The organism is Rhizobium sp. 01N48 (genome assembly GCF_056399145.1).
This window is the reverse complement of the sequence record NZ_JBFTQT010000017.1, coordinates 1-16,818: the sequence shown is the minus strand read 5'-3', so window position 1 is coordinate 16,818 and position 16,818 is coordinate 1. Positions and strand designations below refer to the sequence as shown.

The window sequence follows — 16,818 nt, the reverse complement described above, 5'->3', positions numbered from 1 at the left end:
AAGGAGTATTGCTGGGCGAATTGTTGGGCGTATTAATCTTGTGTTAACTAGACTGGCGGGTTGAGGATAAACGTTATGACCATGCCAGTGGAACACAGCTGGAACGCGCGGCTTTCAGCCAGAAATGATCGACTGTGGTTCAGCTTCAATGCCGTCGCGACGACCTATGTCGCGGYTGTTCTTGATTTCGCGGCGCTATTCTTTGCAAGCGCCGGTGGGTACATGTTGTACGAGCAAGTATTCTTGGGGATGGATGGCGACTTGTCGCGATTTGCGGGCATCGGCCTGCTTGTCGCCACGGTTTTCGTCTTGGCTATGGGCGGCGCTCATGCCTACCGTCCTGCCGGGCTGTTGTCGTTTCGCCGGCAGATGGCTATTATCTGCACGTTCTTACCAGCGGTCGTTGCGTTTCTTCTTGCGATTGTTTTCTTCCTCAAGATTGGAACAACGGTGTCGCGCGGCGCCATCCTATCGGCCGCCGTTCTATCTTTTGGCACGCTGACGACCCTGAGGCTCGCTTGGTATTCCTACCTGAACCGCGCGGTTGCCCATGCATCTTTCCCGACCCGGCGCGTCTTACTAATATGCCCAGACTCGACGCCGGTTGATCCTTTCATCCACAAGGCTGCGCTGGGCGGGCTATCCATCAAGCATACTATGCACCTTCGCGCTGCCGACGAGGCTCCAAGCCTGCTACAAGAGCGACTTCAGAAGAATGGCATAGCCGAGGTCGATGAGGTCCTGATCGTCTGGGGCGATTATGCCAATGCCGCCGTTCTAGAAGAGTGCCTGTCGGCATTGCGTGAGTTCTGCGTTCCTGTCAGCGTCATGTTTTCGGGCCTGGTCGGCGATATCGCCCAGGGTTTCGCTCAGGATATCGGCGAGAGCCGCGCATTTCAGATCCACCGGCCTCCGCTTGGCTTGGTCGAGCGTATCGTGAAGCGACTGTTCGATATTGCCTTTTCCATGGGCGCGATGATCGTTACCCTTCCGCTGTGCTTGCTGGTGGCGATGGCGATTAAGTTAGATAGTCGTGGCCCTGTCTTCTTCATGCAGTGCCGCAAAGGACACAACGGTAAGCCGTTCCGGATTCTGAAGTTCCGCAGCATGAGCGTGATGGAAGATTCCGGCGTTATCCGCCAGGCGACACGCAACGATGCGCGCGTAACCCGTGTCGGTGCCTTCATACGCTCGACTAGCATCGATGAGCTACCGCAGTTCTGGAACGTTTTGCGCGGCGAGATGTCCGTGGTCGGCCCGCGTCCACATGCGTTGGCCCATGACGATCTCTATGGAACACTGATCGCCCAATACGCTTCTCGCCGGCATGTGAAGCCGGGCCTGACGGGCTGGGCGCAGATCAATGGGCACAGGGGCGAGACGCCGACCGTCGACAGGATGGCTGACCGCGTGCGGCACGATATTTGGTACATCAACAACTGGTCGTTGTGGCTTGATCTCAGGATCGTCGTGATGACGGCGATCGGCTTGCGGGATCGGAGCAACGTCTACTGAGATTTCTTCGTCAATCCTGGTGTTTGCGTTGGTTGAGAGGTGCGTAGGCGATGATACTTGTCACTGGGGGAGCCGGATTCATTGGCTCGAACTTCGTATTGGATTGGCTGGTGCAACACGACGAGCCGATCGTCAATCTCGATGCGCTGACATATGCCGGAAATCTGAATAACTTGCGGTCTTTGGAGAAGGATCCGCGCCATATCTTCGTGCATGGCAACATCGGCGACGCAGCGCTTCTGAGCGATCTCTTCACGCGATACAAGCCAAGCGCGGTTGTAAACTTCGCCGCGGAAAGCCATGTGGATCGCTCGATCCACGGCCCGGAAGATTTTATTCAGACAAACATTCTGGGCACGTTTCGTCTGCTGGAAGCCGCGCGCGCCTATTGGACTGGCCTTGAGACCAAATCCGATTTCCGCTTTCTGCACGTTTCGACCGACGAGGTCTTCGGGACGCTCGATGCTGACGATCCTGCTTTCAACGAAGAAACGAGTTACCGGCCCAACAGCCCTTACTCCGCTAGCAAGGCGGCAAGCGACCATCTGGTTCGCGCCTACTTCCATACTTATGGGCTTCCTGTCGTCACCACCAACTGCTCCAACAATTATGGCCCGCTGCACTTCCCGGAAAAGCTCATTCCGTTAGTGATCCACAACGCGCTCCAAGGCCGTTCTCTGCCGATCTATGGCGATGGTTTGCAGATCCGTGATTGGCTCTACGTGAAGGATCATTGCAGCGCGATCCGACGTGTGCTGGAAGCCGGACGTCTTGGCGAAACCTATAATATCGGCGGCTGGAACGAGCGCGCCAACCTTCATGTCGTCACAACTCTCTGTGCGGTACTTGACGAGTTGCAGCCGCGAGCCGATGGCAAAAAGTATAGTGAGCAGATCACCTTCGTCACCGATCGCCCCGGGCACGACCGGCGCTACGCGATCGATGCGCGCAAGATCGAGGCCGAACTCGGCTGGCGTCCGACTGAGACCTTCGAGAGCGGAATTCGCAAGACTGTCCAGTGGTATCTCGACAATGCCGACTGGGTCGAGAACGTAACCTCAGGCAGCTACCGCAACTGGGTGGAGAAGCAATACGCATGACCGTGCTTCTTCTCGGAAAGAATGGTCAACTTGGACGCGGGCTTCAGCGCGCGCTGCTCCCATTCGGTAATCTCGTCGCCTTCGCGCGCGACGAACTCGATCTCGATAAGCCGGAAGTCATCGCCGAGCGTCTTAATGCGGTTCGCCCTGATATCATCGTTAACGCGGCGGCTTATACGCAGGTCGATCTTGCCGAGACGAATGCCGATGCGGCGTTTCGCGTCAACCACAAGGCCGTGAAGGAATTGGCGGATTACGCCCGCCGGAGCGACGCGCTGCTGGTGCATTATTCGACGGACTACGTTTTCGATGGTCGCCAGGAAACGCCTTATTGCGAGAGCGACGAGACGCATCCGTTGAATATCTACGGCCAGTCGAAACGTGCCGGCGAGTTGGCGATTGTCGAGTCCGGCTGTCGGCATCTGCTGTTTCGCACGAGTTGGGTTGTCTCTGCTGATGGCACGAACTTCGTGAAAACCATTCTGCGCCTGGCGCGGGAGCGTCCGAACCTGCGAATCGTCGCGGACCAGTTTGGCGCGCCGACGGCCGTCGAGGTGCTCGCTGATGTCACCGTGCTTGCAATTGCCGCGCATCGGCGCGGGGGCATTGCCGACGGAACCTATCATCTGACTGCGTCCGGACGAACAAGCTGGCACGGACTTGCCCAGCATATTGTCCAAAAGGCGATCGAGCACGGCTTCGTCTCGGCTGTCGATCCGGCCAATATCGAGGCGATTACGACCGAAGAGTTTCCACGGCCGGCCGCACGGCCGCGAAATTCGTCGCTCAACACGAATGCTTTGAGTTCCGCCCTCGGGTTCACCTTGCCTGAATGGACGGTGCATGTCGATCGCGTACTTTATCAATTGAAGGAACGGGGGTGGGCGCTGTGACCCGAAAAGGCATCATTCTCGCCGGTGGATCCGGCACTCGTCTTCATCCGGCGACACTTGCCATGAGCAAGCAGTTGCTGCCTGTCTTCGACAAGCCGATGATCTATTATCCACTCAGCACGCTGATGCTGGCCGGCATCCGCGACATCCTGATCATCTCCACGTCGTTGGATATTCCTCGCTTCGAGCAGCTGCTGGGCGATGGCAGCGCTTGGGGCGTCAAGTTCTCCTACGCCGAACAGCCATCGCCCGATGGTCTGGCGCAGGCCTTCATCATCGGTGAGACGTTTCTCGATGGAGCGCCGTCGGCGCTCGTGCTCGGCGACAACATCTTCTACGGCCATGACCTGCCGATCCTTTTGGCAAGCGGCATGTCGGTCGATCGAGGCGCAACGGTGTTCGCCTATCACGTGCTCGATCCGGAGCGATATGGCGTCGTGGAGTTCGACAAGCGCTTCAGGGCGGTCTCGATCGAGGAGAAACCGGCGGAGCCGAAATCGAACTACGCGGTGACGGGACTCTATTTCTACGACGAACGCGCCGTTGAATTCGCCAAGTCGCTGCGTCCTTCGCCGCGCGGCGAGCTCGAGATCACGGACTTGAACCGGCGTTATCTGGAAGACGGCAGCCTGACCGTCGAAATCATGGGCCGCGGCTACGCCTGGCTCGATACAGGAACGCATGATTCATTGCTTGACGCCGGGCAATTCATCTCGACGCTGGAGCGACGTCAAGGGCTGAAAGTGTCGTGTCCGGAGGAGATCGCGTTTCGCAACGGCTGGATCACCGGCCGACAGCTGGAGCAACTGGCGGCGCCGCTCTGCAAGAACGGATACGGGAAATACCTGATGCGACTGCTGACGGAGGCAGGTTGACCGATGAAAGTCTCTTCACTGGCAATTCCCGAGGTCCTGCTGATCGAGCCCACCGTCTACGGTGATGAACGCGGCTTCTTTTTCGAAAGCTTCAATCAGGCCCGCTTCAACGAAGCGGTCGGAGCTGAGGTTTCATTCGTTCAGGACAATCACTCCAAGTCGGCCAAGGGCGTGCTACGCGGGCTGCACTACCAGATCAGCCAAGCTCAGGGAAAACTGGTTCGGGTGGTCGAAGGCGAGGTCTTCGATGTGTCCGTGGACCTGCGGCGGTCCTCTCCAACCTTCGGGCAGTGGGTTGGCGAAATCCTGTCGGCGAACAACAGACGCCAGCTCTACATCCCGCCGGGCTTTGCGCATGGCTTCGTGGTTCTGTCTGAAACCGCGCAGTTTCTCTACAAGACGACAGATTTCTACTCGCCGCAACACGAGCGTGCCATCATCTGGAACGACGCGACGGTCAACATCGCCTGGCCGATCGCGACAACACCCATCCTTTCATCCAAGGACGCGCAGGCGCCGCTGATGAGAGATGCGGATCTTTTTCCGTAACGGCGTTTCGCGACCATCGCCACATCGGTAGTAGGCAGAGCTCAGACGAGGCGCGAAAGTTGGCGATCGTCGGCCCGTCGTCTTTGGCTCCACTACATATCGTTGCCCTTGGTCCTTTCCGGATCGGTTTTGGTGTGTCACATAAGGTCGGCTAGCCATCGCCACTGGGAGGACGATTGTCGGAATGAGGGGAATTCGCCAACTGGCCAAGCATCTCGATATCTCGATCGGGACCGTGTCGCGGGCGCTCAATGGCAAACCTGATGTGAATGAGGAGACTCGCAAGCGAGTGCTGGCGGCGGCCGAAGAGCTTGGCTATGTAGCGAACCAGTCGGGCCGAAGCCTGCGGCAGGGAACCACCAACGTCATCGGCCTGATGATCGAGTCCAGCAAGGAAACGGTCGAAAACGCCGACAACTTTTTCCTCGGCCTGACCGGCGGTCTGCAAAGCGTGTTTTCACGCCACAAGCTCGATCTCATCATGCTGCCCTGCCCGAGTGACGAGGACCCGCAGGAGTATCTGAAGCGCATGGTGGCGCGTCGTGTGGTCGATGCACTGATCATTTCCGCCACGCAACGCGTCGACAAGCGCATCGACTTCCTGGCCAAGGCAAAAATACCCTTCGTTGCGCTCGGCCGTAGCTCGTCCGGCGGCAATTATAGCTGGATCGACCTCGATTTCGAAGGCGTCGCAGCCTGCGCCGTCGATCGGCTCGTTGCCAAGGGGCATCGACGGATCGCGATCGCGGTGCCATCAACAGACGTCAATCTCGGCTACATTTTTCTCGATGCTTATCGTAGCGCGCTGGAACGTCACGACATTGCCTTTGATCCCGAACTCGTCATTCGCGCGAAGTCGAGTGAGCAAGGTGGATATCAGGCCGGTGACGAACTCATCCGCCTTGATCCTCGGCCTACGGCGATTATTCTGATCTACGAACTGATGGCGATCGGGCTTTACCGACGCATGGTCGAGGCGGGCATCGTCCCCGGTCGAGATCTCGCCGTCATCGGTTTTCGCGAAGAGCCGCGTGCCCGGTTCCTGCAGCCGACACTCACCTGTTTCAGGATGTCGTTGCGCGATCTCGGCGCCGAGCTTGCGGAAACGCTGCTCGCGACCATGCCTGCCTATGCGGATTTCTATCCTGATGGCGCACGCAACACGATTTGGCCGCTTGAGCTCGTTGCGGGCGAAAGCGATGCCTTCAGCCTCGACATTTGAATTTTCTCGAAAGCCAGCCCATGCAACCGCGCGATTTCCTAAAAGATCTCTTCTCCACCGCTGTTAGGGCGGCCGACCCGCTCACGGGCCTCACCGCCCATCTTCCTGCCAAGCCGAAGGGGCGAACGGTCGTGATCGGCGCGGGCAAGGGCGCTGCACAGATGGCGCAGGCGCTCGAGAGTGTCTGGGACGGTCCGCTCGAGGGTGTCGTGGTGACGCGTTACGGCTATAGCTGCGAGACCCGAAACATTGAGATCCTTGAAGCTTCGCATCCTGTGCCGGATAACGCCGGTCTCGTCGCCTCGAAGCGGCTGATGGATGCGGTGAGCGGGCTTGGTGAGGACGATCTCGTCATCGCGCTGATTTGCGGGGGAGGGTCCGCCCTGCTGCCTTCGCCGCCTGAGGGGCTGACGCTCGAAGACGAGATTGCCATGAACGAGATCCTGCTCGCCTCGGGCGCGCCGATCTCCGCGATGAACGTGGTGCGAAAGCATCTCTCCATGATCAAGGGCGGCAGGCTGGCGGCGGCGACCAAGGCGCGTGTTGTCAGCATGGTTGTGTCGGACATCCCCGGCGACAATCCTGCTTATGTTGCTTCCGGCCCCACCGTTCCGGATCGCTCGACGCGGCACGATGCGCTTGACATCATCGCGCAGTACAAGATGTCGCTTCCGCAAGCCGCGCTCGATTTCCTTGCCACGCCGACTGCCGATGCGCCGAGCCCGGATGATCCGGTTTTCGGCCGCCACGAACATCATGTGATTGCCTCGGCCGGCGTCTCGCTGGAGGCGGCAGCCGCGCTTGCCAGATCGCACGGGGTGGAAGCCGCCATCCTGTCGGATGCTATCGAGGGAGAATCGCGCGATGTCGCTTCGGTACATGCGGCGATCGCTCGCGAAGTGCTTGCCAAAGATCGGCCGTTCCAAAAGCCAGTCGTTATTCTCTCCGGTGGGGAAACGACCGTGACGCTCCGAGGCAAGGGCGGAAAGGGCGGCCGCAACGGCGAGTTCGCGCTCGCGATGGCGCTAGCGATCCAGGGTCACGACATGCATTTGCTTGCCGCTGACACCGATGGTATCGATGGGTCCGAAGACAACGCGGGTGCCTTCGCGGACGGGAAAACCGTCGAACGATTGCGCGCCGCCGGTTTCGATCCGCGCCGACTTCTCGATGGCAACGACAGCTATAGGGGCTTCGCTGCGATCGGCGACCTGTTCGAGACCGGCCCGACGGGAACCAATGTCAACGACTTCCGCGCGATCCTGATCCGCTAACCGAAGAATCGCAATCTGATCCGGTCACCTGTGTTCCCGACGCAACGCGGTGCAAAACAGTGCGAAATTTTTTCGTGCTGCGCTGCGGCGCAGCCGGTGTTAAGGCCCCGCATTTGCAGATGTTTTTCGCAGCATTTTTTGTCTGATCGCGTGGGATTGACAGCGAGAAACGTTTCCGCTTAGTATCGTAAACGTTTACGGGGCAAGTTTCGGGAGGAAAGCCAGAAACTGTCCACGGGAGGAAATCGTGACATTGAATGCCGTTCTCTGCGGTTGCGGAGCCATGTCCAAGGGCTGGTTGCGCGCCATCAAGGAAACCCCGGCTCTCGCCGCCGAGATCGAGGTCAAGGGCCTCGTCGACGTCAATCCTGCGGCGGCTGAAAAGCTCGCCGAGGAGTTTGGTTTGAGCGGTGCCGTGATCGGCACGGATCTCGCCGACGTCATCGCAAAATCCAAAGCCGATATCGTCTTCGACGTGGTCATCCCGACCGCGCGCTTCAACGTGGTGTCGACGGCGCTCAAGGCTGGCTGCCACGTGCTGAGCGAAAAGCCGATGGCGACCTCGCTTGCCGAAGGGGCCGCTCTCATCGATCTCGCCGCCGAAACCGGCAAGGTCCACGCCATCATTCAGAACCGCCGCTTCATCTCTGGCGTCCGCCGCATGCGGCGTTTCGTTGAAAGTGGTGCGATCGGCGATATCACCGGCATCCATTGCGATTTCTTCCTGGCGCCGCATTTCGGCGGTTTCCGCGAAGAGATGCAGAACGTGCTGCTGCTCGACATGGCTATCCACACATTCGACGCCGCCCGCTTCGTCGCCGACAAGAAGCCGCTCGCGGTCTACTGTGTCGAGCGCAATCCCAAGGGTTCCTGGTATCGGCACGGCGCTTCCGCCAATGCGACCTTCGAATTCGCTGATGACGTGGTCTTCACCTATCGCGGTTCCTGGTGCGCCGAAGGTGAACGCACGAGCTGGGAAAGCCAGTGGCGCCTCGTCGGCTCCAAGGGAATGCTGACCTGGGATGGCGAAGACGGCTTCAAGGCCGCGACCGCTGGAAGCGAGCCCGGTCTGCTGCACGGCTTCACACCGGTCGAGGTCCCCGCACCCGAACATGACGAGGAGACGCACGGCCACGCCAGCGTGATCGCCAGCTTCGTCGAGGCGATCAAGACGGGCAAGCGCCCGGAAACGGCAAGTTCCGACAATATCAGAAGCCTCGCCATGGTTTTCGGCGCGATCGAAAGCGCGAAGACCGGCAAGCGTATCGAAATTTCAGCATAAGGATTGAGATTGTGAGCAACCCCGCCAAGTCCATTCGCATCGGAACCATGGTCAGCGCATCCAAGGGCGGCGCCGACAAGCGCATCGGCCAGATCGCCGATATGGGCTTCGAAAGCTTCGAACCCTTCTTCTGGCAGACGACCAATGGCCAGAACCTTGCCGAACTCGGAAAGCGCTGCGTCGACGCCATCGGCGACCGTGACATCACCATCTCGACGCTCGGCATGTTCGGCAACCCGCTCGAAACCACCGATATCGATCTCGACACGCTTCAGGGCTGGAAGGATTGCATCGACAATGCGCATCACTTCGGCGCCACCTGCGTCGCCGGCTTTACCGGCCGTATCCGTGGCAAGGTGCTGACCGACAGCCTGCCGCGCTACAAGGAAATCTGGAGCGAGCTCGCCAAGCGCGCCGCCGACAAGGGCGTGAAGATCGCCTTCGAAAACTGCGCTATGGACGGCAATTGGCAGACGGGCGATTGGAACATCGCGCACAATCCCGATGCCTGGGAGCTGATCTTCAACGAGACGCCTGACGATAACATCGGTATCGAATGGGAGCCGTGCCATCAGATGGTCTATCTGATCGAGCCGCTGCCGCAGATCCGCAAGTGGGCGTCGAAAATTTTCCACGTTCACGGTAAGGATGCAACGATCCGCTGGGATGTCATCAAGGAGCATGGCATCTTCGGTAAGGAGAAGTTCGTGTTCATGCGCACGCCGGGATTCGGCGACAGCAACTGGACGGACATCATTTCGGAACTGCGCCTCGCCGGCTGGTCGGGATCCATCGACATTGAAGGTTGGCACGATCCTGTTTATCGCGACGCGCTCGAGATGACCGGCCAGGTTCATGCGCTGAACCATTTGAAGCATGCCCGGGGCGGCGACTTCGTCGTCGATCCGGTTTGATGATATCGCGGCCGGCAAGGAGGAATTGCCGGCCTACGATCTAGGATAACCACAAAGGAGGAGAACCATGGCTATCCGTAAATTTGCAATGATCGGCGCGCTTGCGCTGGCGGGCGTGTCGCTCTTTGGCCTAACCGCCAAGGCCGAAGACGTCACCCTGACCCTCTGGTCGCTTGACCGCGACATTCAGCCGGCGCCGAACCTGATCAAGGAATTCAACGATCAGAACAACGGCATCAAGATCGAATACCGCCAGATCCAGTTCGATGACGTCGTCAGCGAATCCATGCGCGCGTTTTCGACCGGCAAGGCGCCCGATATCATCGCCATCGACAACCCGAACCATGCAATGTTCGCCGCCCGCAAGGCGTTTCTCGACCTGACCGACATGATCGCCAAGTCGACCGTCATCAAGCCCGAGAACTACTTCCCCGGACCGCTGAAGTCCGCCACCTGGGACGGCAAGCTCTACGGCGTGCCGAAAGCGACCAACACGATCGCGCTCTACTATAACAAGGACATGTTCAAGGCCGCCGGCCTCGATCCGGAAAAGCCGCCGCAGACCTGGGACGAACTGGTCGCGGACGCCAAGAAGCTTACCGATCCGTCGAAGAACGTCTACGGCCTGACCTTCTCGGCAAAGGCCAACGAGGAAGGCACCTTCCAGTTCCTGCCTTGGGCGCAGATGGGCGGTGCGACCTACAAGACGATCAACGCAGACGGTGCCGTCAAGGCGCTGACGGTCTGGAAGCAGATCATGGACGAGAAGCTTGCTTCTCCTGATACGCTGACCCGCAGCCAGTGGGACGCGACCGCCACCTTCAACGCCGGCAATGCGGCCATGGCCATCTCCGGTCCGTGGGAAATCGACCGCATGCTGACGGACGCCAAGTTCGACTGGGGCACGGCGCTGTTGCCGGTTCCGCAGGAAGGCGCGACGCGGTCTTCGGCCATGGGCGACTACAACTGGGCAATCTTCTCCAGTTCCAAGCATCCGGCGGAAGCCTTCAAGGCGCTCGAGTTCTTCGCCTCGAAGGATGACACGATGTACCAGAAGTTCGGCCAGCTGCCGGCTCGCTCCGACATCGCCATCCCGCCGACTGGCAACAAGCTGAAGGACGATGCGCTGAAGACCTTCGTCGAGCAGCTGAAATATGCTCAGCCGCGCGGTCCGTCGCCGGAATGGCCGAAGATCTCCAAGGCAATCCAGGATGCGATCCAGGCCGCACTGACCGGCCAGATGTCGCCGAAGGATGCGCTTGATCAGGCCGCCGAGAAGATCAAGGCCGTCGAAGAGTGACATATCAGGGCAAGCGGAGCGTGCGCGACGCGCTCCGCCTGTCCGACCCCAATGGCGTTTTCGCCATCCCACCGTTTCCTCCCGGCAGGGGCTGTCTTCCGCGCAAGCGCCAGGCAGCCCCGTTCGGAGCTTAAGGGGTATCCATGAAGAGGCTATTTTCCAGCATCACCGATGGCCGCGGGTTCGATATCACGCTTGTCACCCTGCCGCTCATCTTCCTGTTCGTGCTCGCGGGCCTGCCGCTCGTCTATAACATCGTCATGAGTTTCCAGGAGGTCGACATGTTCAGCCTCGGGACCTTCGTGCGCCCCTTCGTCGGTTTCAAGAACTATGTCGATCTGTTCAAGCAGCCCGAAACGCTGCCGATCATCTATAACACCGTGCTGTTCGTCGTCGGCTCCATTGCCGGCCAATTCCTGACTGGCTTCGGCCTGGCGCTGTTCTTCTGGGTGAACTTCCCGGGCGCCTCTTGGCTGCGAGGTCTGTTCCTCGTTTCCTGGGTCATGCCCGGCCTTGTCGTCGGCGCGATCTGGAACTGGGTGCTATCGGGCGACTTCGGCGTCTTGAATTTCATCCTGCGCGAAAGCGGGTTAATCAGCTCCAACATCTTCTGGCGCTCGGATCCCAATTTCTCGCTCTGGGCCGTCGTCATCGCCAATATCTGGCTTGGCACGTCGTTCAACATGATCCTGCTCTCGGTCGGCCTGTCTTCCATCCCTGGCGATCTCTATGAAGCAGCCGAACTCGACGGCGCCAATGCCTGGCAGCGCTTCTGGACGATTACGCTGCCGATGATGCGCTCGACCATCGGTGCCATTGTCTCGCTGGGTCTGATCTTCACGCTACAGCAATTCGACCTGTTCGCGGCCATCACCGATGGCGGGCCGAACAATTCGTCCAACGTCACGCAGTACTGGGCCTGGGACCTGTCCTTCCGGCAATACGACTTCGGCAAGGGCGCCACGATCTCCGTCATCATGATCGTCTTCGTGATGTTCGCCTCGATCGTCTATGTCCGGTCGACAAAACATGAGGTGCGCGGATGAGCGATACCAACCGCAACCGCCTGATGCTTTTCATCGCGATCGTTCTGGCGGCAATCTATCTCTTTCCGCTCTACTGGATGTATATCACGGCGCTGAAAAGTGGCTCGGAGATGTTCGCCAATCCGCCGAGCTTCTGGCCATCCTCACCGCAATGGGGAACCTACACCTATGTGTGGGAAAGCCGGAACATGGGGCGCTATCTCTGGAACTCTGTCGTCATCGCCTTCGGTTCCGTGGCGCTGATCACGGTGCTCGGCGTCGGCTGTGCGTATGTGTTGGCGCGCTATCGCAACATGTGGGTGGATATCGGCCTGTTCCTCATCCTCATGCTTCAGGTCCTGCCGGCATCGCTGATGATCACGCCGATTTTCGTGGGCTTCTCGCAGTTCGGCTTGCTCGACTATCCGCGCTTCGCCGTGATCCTGGCGATCGCCGCGAAAAGCATGCCGTTCTTCGTGGTCCTGGTGCGTGCGACCTTCATGGCCGTGCCGATGGAGCTTGAGGAAGCAGCGCTTGTCGACGGCAACTCCCGTTTCGGCGCCTTCTTCAATATCGTACTGCCGCTGGCCCGAAACGGCATTCTCGTCAGTGCGATCCTGATCTTCATGCAGGCCTTTGGTGAGTTCGTCTATTCGAAGTCGATGATCCAGGAAGCCGAGCTTCAGCCAGCCAGCGTCGGTCTCAACTCCTTCATGGGACCGAACACCAGCGAGTGGAACAATATCATGGCCTACGCCACGATGTATGTGACGCCCGTTCTCGCCATCTTCGTTCTCTTGCAGCGCCGCATCGTATCCGGCCTCACCTCTGGAGCCCTCAAATGACCAATCAGATCGAGCTCAGCGGCGTCAACAAGCATTATGGCGCCTTCCATGCGCTGAAGAACATCAACCTTGAGATCACCAAGGGCAGCTTCGTGGCGCTCGTCGGTCCATCGGGCTGTGGGAAGTCCACCCTGCTGCGCTCGCTGGCAGGCCTGGAGAGCATCTCCGAAGGTGACCTGAAGATCGCCGGCGAGCTGATGAACAACGTGCCGCCGCGCAAGCGCGACGTTGCCATGGTGTTCCAGTCCTACGCGCTTTATCCGCACATGACGGTCGAGGAAAACCTGACCTATAGCCTGCGCATTCGCGGTGTCGCCAAGGCCGAAGCAAAGAAGGCCGCGGCCGATGTGGCGGCGACCACCGGTCTCTCCAACCTACTGAAGCGATATCCGCGGGAATTATCGGGCGGTCAGCGGCAGCGCGTGGCGATGAGCCGCGCCATCATCCGTCACCCCAAGGCGTTCCTGTTCGACGAGCCGTTGTCGAACCTCGATGCGGCGTTGCGCGTTCACATGCGCAAGGAAATCCGGGCGCTGCACGATCGGCTCGGCGCGACCTCGGTCTACGTCACCCATGACCAGATCGAGGCGATGACCATGGCTGACCACGTCGTCGTCATGCGCGAGGGCGTCATCGAGCAGCAGGGCAAGCCGCTCGAGCTCTACGACACGCCGGCCAACAAGTTCGTGGCCGGCTTCATCGGTTCGCCGGCGATGAATTTCATTCCTGGTGTCGTGCAGGCGGACGGAAGCGGCCTGGCGATAGATCTCGGAACGTTCAAGCACACGCTGCTGAGCAATCGCCAGCTCCAGCCGGGCCGCAAGGTCACTGTCGGCATCCGTCCGGAGCATATCGGCATCACAGCGACAGGGCAGGGGACATTCGACATCCCCGTTGACGTCGTCGAATCCACGGGTTCGGCAACCTTCATCACCGCGGCGACTACACCGGAACTCACGATCGTTGAAACGGGCCGCAGCACGGCCCGCGGCGGCGAGACGATCGGCGTTACCATCGATCCGGCACAGGTGCATCTGTTCGACGACGCGACTGGCGTCCGTATCTGAAGGTACAAGGCAGCGGCGGTATATGCCGCCGCTGCCTAATGATTTACCGCCCGCCCTCGAGCTTGCGGTGGCGCTGGTTCGTTCCACCGACCCCGTAGGGATAGTCGAAGGGGTGCGGCGCGCTGATCTCGGTGAGGCGGCGCATCTCCTCGTCGGAGAGGCTGATCTTGGCCGCGCCGAGGTTGTCCGCCAGTTGCTCCGTCGTGCGGGCGCCAAGGATGACAGACGTCACGGCCGGCCGCGCCACGGTCCAGGCGAGCGCCACTTGCGCCATGCTGCAGCCCTTGGACTTTGCGATGTCTTCCACTGCGCCGATGATGTCCCAAGTCCTCTCCTGGGCGTTGCGCTGGTCGTAAGATTCCATGCCGCGCTTCGGATTTTCGCCAAGCCGAGTCGCGCCCGTCGGCATGTGGTCACGGCGGTATTTGCCCGTCAGCCAGCCGCCGCCGAGAGGCGACCAAGGCAGCAGGCCCATGCCCGCATCCTGGCAAGCCGGCACGACCTCAAGTTCGATATCGCGCACAAGCAGGCTGTATTGCGGCTGCAGCGTCACCGGCCGGGTGTAGCCGCGCGCCTTGGCGATTTCGGCCGCCTTGGCGATATGCCAGCCGACGTAATTGGAAAAGCCGTAATAGCCGATCTTGCCGCTGGAGACGGCATCATCGAGGAAACGCAGCGTCTCCTCGATTGGCGTCAGGGCGTCCCATGCATGCATCTGGTAGAGATCGATGTGTTCGACGCCGAGACGTCTAAGCGAGTCGTCGAGCGCGACGTTCAAATGCCGCCGCGACAGCCCGATATCATTCGGGCCGTTTCCCATCGGAAACCGTCCCTTCGTTGCGATCACCGCCTGGCGGGCCTCGGTCGGCCGCTCCTTAAGCCAACGACCGATAATCTCTTCCGAAACGCCGGCGCTATAAACGTCGGCGGTGTCGATGAAATTGCCGCCCCATTTGAAATAGTCGTCGAGTATCTTGTGCGAGGTGGCTTCGTCGGCCTCCGCTCCGAAAGTCATCGTTCCCAGGCAGTATGGCGCGACGATTGTCCCGCTTGGTCCAAGCTTTCGATAATCCATTGAACATCCTCCGTGTCGAAATCGTTTATCTGTTTGGTTCGCCGATAAGGCTAGGTTGTTGCGCGTCACTGGGAAAGACACCGGCCACCCAAGAAAAACAGTTACTTAGTCAGCCCTCGCGACACCATACGTGACACAAACGTCACAAGAGACTGACACTCGAAATTAGAGCGCCGAAGGCGAAAGTCACGCTAATCATTGATTTTGCTGCGATTTTTGATGAAAAATTGGCATGAAAAAACCTCCCGTTTCGCAGGAAACGGGAGGCTGAAAACTTCGGCAAAAATTACGATTTAGGGATGCCCGGCCTCGGCAAGAGCCGCTCTGGCCGCTGTTCTCTCGCAATATACGGCGACGCCCGCTCGAAGTTTTGGGACATCAGCGGATTTTAGAAGCTGCGCCACCTTATGGCTTTTCAGGCCAGTTTCTGTCCCCAGGGCTTTTGCGTGGGTATACTTTGCATGAAAATCCTGGATCTCGCTCCGATCGAGGAAGATCGACTGGCTACGTCCAGGGACTCGAAATTTGTGGAAAGGCAAGATCCCTCCCCGTGTCATTTGACAGATATCTCGCTTTGAAGCTCCCATCAGCGCTGCCACGTCGCCCACCATCATCCACCGCTCATCTAAGGGAAAGTGACCCGACACTTCCGCAGGATCGACAAAGATCGACGCCAGTCCAGGCAACTTCAGGTCGTAGTACACTTTGGATAGCTTTCTCTCCATGAGAAGGGTGATGATGTCCGCGTACGGCACGCGAACTAACAGGACGGCTTTGGGCAGCGAGACCAGGCCTTCCTGTTCAGCTACTGGTGATGAACTGCGAGCTGCGTCGACCAGCGTCTGAAGTTGCCTTCTTGAATACCTGACCATGTTGGACGGAAACAGCTTTCTGAATAGCTCGTCCTTTTCAATGACGCCGCGATCAACAAGTTGAACAAAATGGGGTCCGTTCGTCCCGAGCAGCAGATTCGCGCCTATTGGGAATACGAGATCGTCCCAATACTCTTGAGCCTTCTGGTATGCGGACAAGGGAAATACGGTCGCCGTTGCGTCTTGCTCATCAGCAAAATGCATCAGTATCCCTCGGGCAAGGGCAGTGCCGCCCCCTCCCAAAGTCTTCACTGCATCGTGAAGGTTCACATGGGTGCCTAACGAGGCTTGACCGAAGATCTTTTGCTTGGGCGTGAAAGCCACGTGTTCATTGACGTAGGCGATGATTTCGGCCCGGACCAGATCATAGTCCGGACCCGACCGGAAAGGATAAGCGGGGCTTAGTCCGTGATTGATCCCGCCAATGATCGTGCCTCCTCCGCGGGCGGATCTTTTCAAGTTCGTGTCCGCCGTCATCTGCTCAAGGAATTGTCTTATTCCTGGCCGGCCCTGGCGCATTAGACTGAATCCAGCCTGCGCTCCGATGTGCCAATCGCTAGCGCTATGCTGATCGAGGTTAGTGTACTTTCCGAAGGTCGCGTACATCCCCATGAGCTCGGTGACATCCATGCCAGAGAGCATTGACATTTTGTCGAGAAAATCGCCTGCCTGCCTTCGCCCTTCAAGGCGATCTATTATGTAACGCTCATAGTCTGTGAAGGGCGCTGTTCCATTCAAAGAAAGAGCTTTATTTAGTTCCCGTGCGTGAGTTGTAGCTAGGTAGTCCAGGTCAAAATTCCTGTACATACTGGCGGGGGGCAGTTCGATCAGGGGAGCGTTATGTATCTCGCACGATCGGATCTATGGCGCGGCAATCAACCTGGGAACAGCGTCAATCTGGATGAGAGTGTCGCCAGGAGCGTCACGAAGGGAGGGCGTAGCCCGACCGGAGGGGCGTTCCTGGCGACGGCGCGAACCCACGTAGGGGTTCACGCCGTCTGGTGATCGCG

15 protein-coding genes are annotated in these 16,818 nt (G+C 59.1%); 13 read left to right on the top strand and 2 right to left on the bottom strand.

From position 1 onward, the window contains the following. Positions 1–75 precede the first annotated feature (75 nt). The 13 genes from AC1DOG_RS22970 (at position 76) to AC1DOG_RS22910 (ending at position 13,861) form a co-directional block, all read left to right on the top strand. Entirely contained in the window at positions 76–1,515 is a 1,440-nt protein-coding gene (locus AC1DOG_RS22970; RefSeq protein WP_477931308.1) for an exopolysaccharide biosynthesis polyprenyl glycosylphosphotransferase, read from the top strand. Between the two features lie 50 nt (positions 1,516–1,565). After that, a complete protein-coding gene (rfbB, locus tag AC1DOG_RS22965; RefSeq protein WP_477931306.1) occupies positions 1,566–2,615 on the top strand; it encodes a dTDP-glucose 4,6-dehydratase in 1,050 nt (349 codons plus the stop codon). Further along, the gene (gene rfbD / locus AC1DOG_RS22960; protein WP_477931304.1) at positions 2,612–3,508 is read left to right on the top strand and encodes a dTDP-4-dehydrorhamnose reductase; all 897 of its coding nucleotides are present in this window, start codon (positions 2,612–2,614) and stop codon (positions 3,506–3,508) included. The genes rfbB and rfbD overlap by 4 nt, the downstream gene beginning before the upstream one ends. Further along, entirely contained in the window at positions 3,505–4,383 is an 879-nt protein-coding gene (gene rfbA / locus AC1DOG_RS22955; RefSeq protein WP_112943624.1) for a glucose-1-phosphate thymidylyltransferase RfbA, read from the top strand. The genes rfbD and rfbA overlap by 4 nt, the downstream gene beginning before the upstream one ends. Before the next feature lie 3 nt (positions 4,384–4,386). Beyond that, entirely contained in the window at positions 4,387–4,932 is a 546-nt protein-coding gene (gene rfbC, locus AC1DOG_RS22950; protein WP_112943573.1) for a dTDP-4-dehydrorhamnose 3,5-epimerase, read from the top strand. A gap of 184 nt (positions 4,933–5,116) precedes the next feature. Continuing rightward, positions 5,117–6,154 carry a substrate-binding domain-containing protein gene (locus tag AC1DOG_RS22945; RefSeq protein ID WP_112943574.1) on the top strand — a complete coding sequence of 346 codons (1,038 nt, stop codon included), beginning with the start codon at positions 5,117–5,119 and terminating at the stop codon, positions 6,152–6,154. A gap of 20 nt (positions 6,155–6,174) precedes the next feature. Continuing rightward, positions 6,175–7,428: a glycerate kinase type-2 family protein gene (locus AC1DOG_RS22940; protein WP_477931301.1), complete on the top strand. Its 1,254-nt coding sequence runs from the start codon at positions 6,175–6,177 to the stop codon at positions 7,426–7,428. Between the two features lie 247 nt (positions 7,429–7,675). Further along, positions 7,676–8,710, top strand: a complete 1,035-nt coding sequence (locus AC1DOG_RS22935) for a Gfo/Idh/MocA family protein (RefSeq protein ID WP_477931299.1) — start codon at positions 7,676–7,678, stop codon at positions 8,708–8,710. An 11-nt stretch (positions 8,711–8,721) separates the two neighbouring features. Continuing rightward, positions 8,722–9,624 carry a sugar phosphate isomerase/epimerase family protein gene (locus AC1DOG_RS22930; protein ID WP_018896483.1) on the top strand — a complete coding sequence of 301 codons (903 nt, stop codon included), beginning with the start codon at positions 8,722–8,724 and terminating at the stop codon, positions 9,622–9,624. Positions 9,625–9,691: 67 nt separating this feature from the next. After that, positions 9,692–10,924, top strand: a complete 1,233-nt coding sequence (locus AC1DOG_RS22925) for an ABC transporter substrate-binding protein (protein ID WP_113200436.1) — start codon at positions 9,692–9,694, stop codon at positions 10,922–10,924. 143 nt (positions 10,925–11,067) lie between these two features. Then, positions 11,068–11,970, top strand: a complete 903-nt coding sequence (locus tag AC1DOG_RS22920) for a carbohydrate ABC transporter permease (RefSeq protein WP_477931296.1) — start codon at positions 11,068–11,070, stop codon at positions 11,968–11,970. Then, positions 11,967–12,794, top strand: a complete 828-nt coding sequence (locus tag AC1DOG_RS22915; RefSeq protein ID WP_112818745.1) for a carbohydrate ABC transporter permease — start codon at positions 11,967–11,969, stop codon at positions 12,792–12,794. Before AC1DOG_RS22920 ends, AC1DOG_RS22915 begins: the two co-directional genes overlap by 4 nt. Then, the gene (locus AC1DOG_RS22910; RefSeq protein ID WP_477931293.1) at positions 12,791–13,861 is read left to right on the top strand and encodes an ABC transporter ATP-binding protein; all 1,071 of its coding nucleotides are present in this window, start codon (positions 12,791–12,793) and stop codon (positions 13,859–13,861) included. Before AC1DOG_RS22915 ends, AC1DOG_RS22910 begins: the two co-directional genes overlap by 4 nt. Positions 13,862–13,904: 43 nt before the next feature. On the opposite strand, the gene AC1DOG_RS22905 is transcribed toward AC1DOG_RS22910, so the two are convergent. Both AC1DOG_RS22905 and AC1DOG_RS22900 read right to left on the bottom strand, forming a co-directional pair. Further along, a complete protein-coding gene (locus AC1DOG_RS22905; protein ID WP_113168328.1) occupies positions 13,905–14,936 on the bottom strand; it encodes an aldo/keto reductase in 1,032 nt (343 codons plus the stop codon). Between the two features lie 293 nt (positions 14,937–15,229). Beyond that, positions 15,230–16,546 carry a hypothetical protein gene (locus tag AC1DOG_RS22900; RefSeq protein ID WP_477931291.1) on the bottom strand — a complete coding sequence of 439 codons (1,317 nt, stop codon included), beginning with the start codon at positions 16,544–16,546 and terminating at the stop codon, positions 15,230–15,232. Between the last annotated feature and the right edge of the window lie 272 nt (positions 16,547–16,818).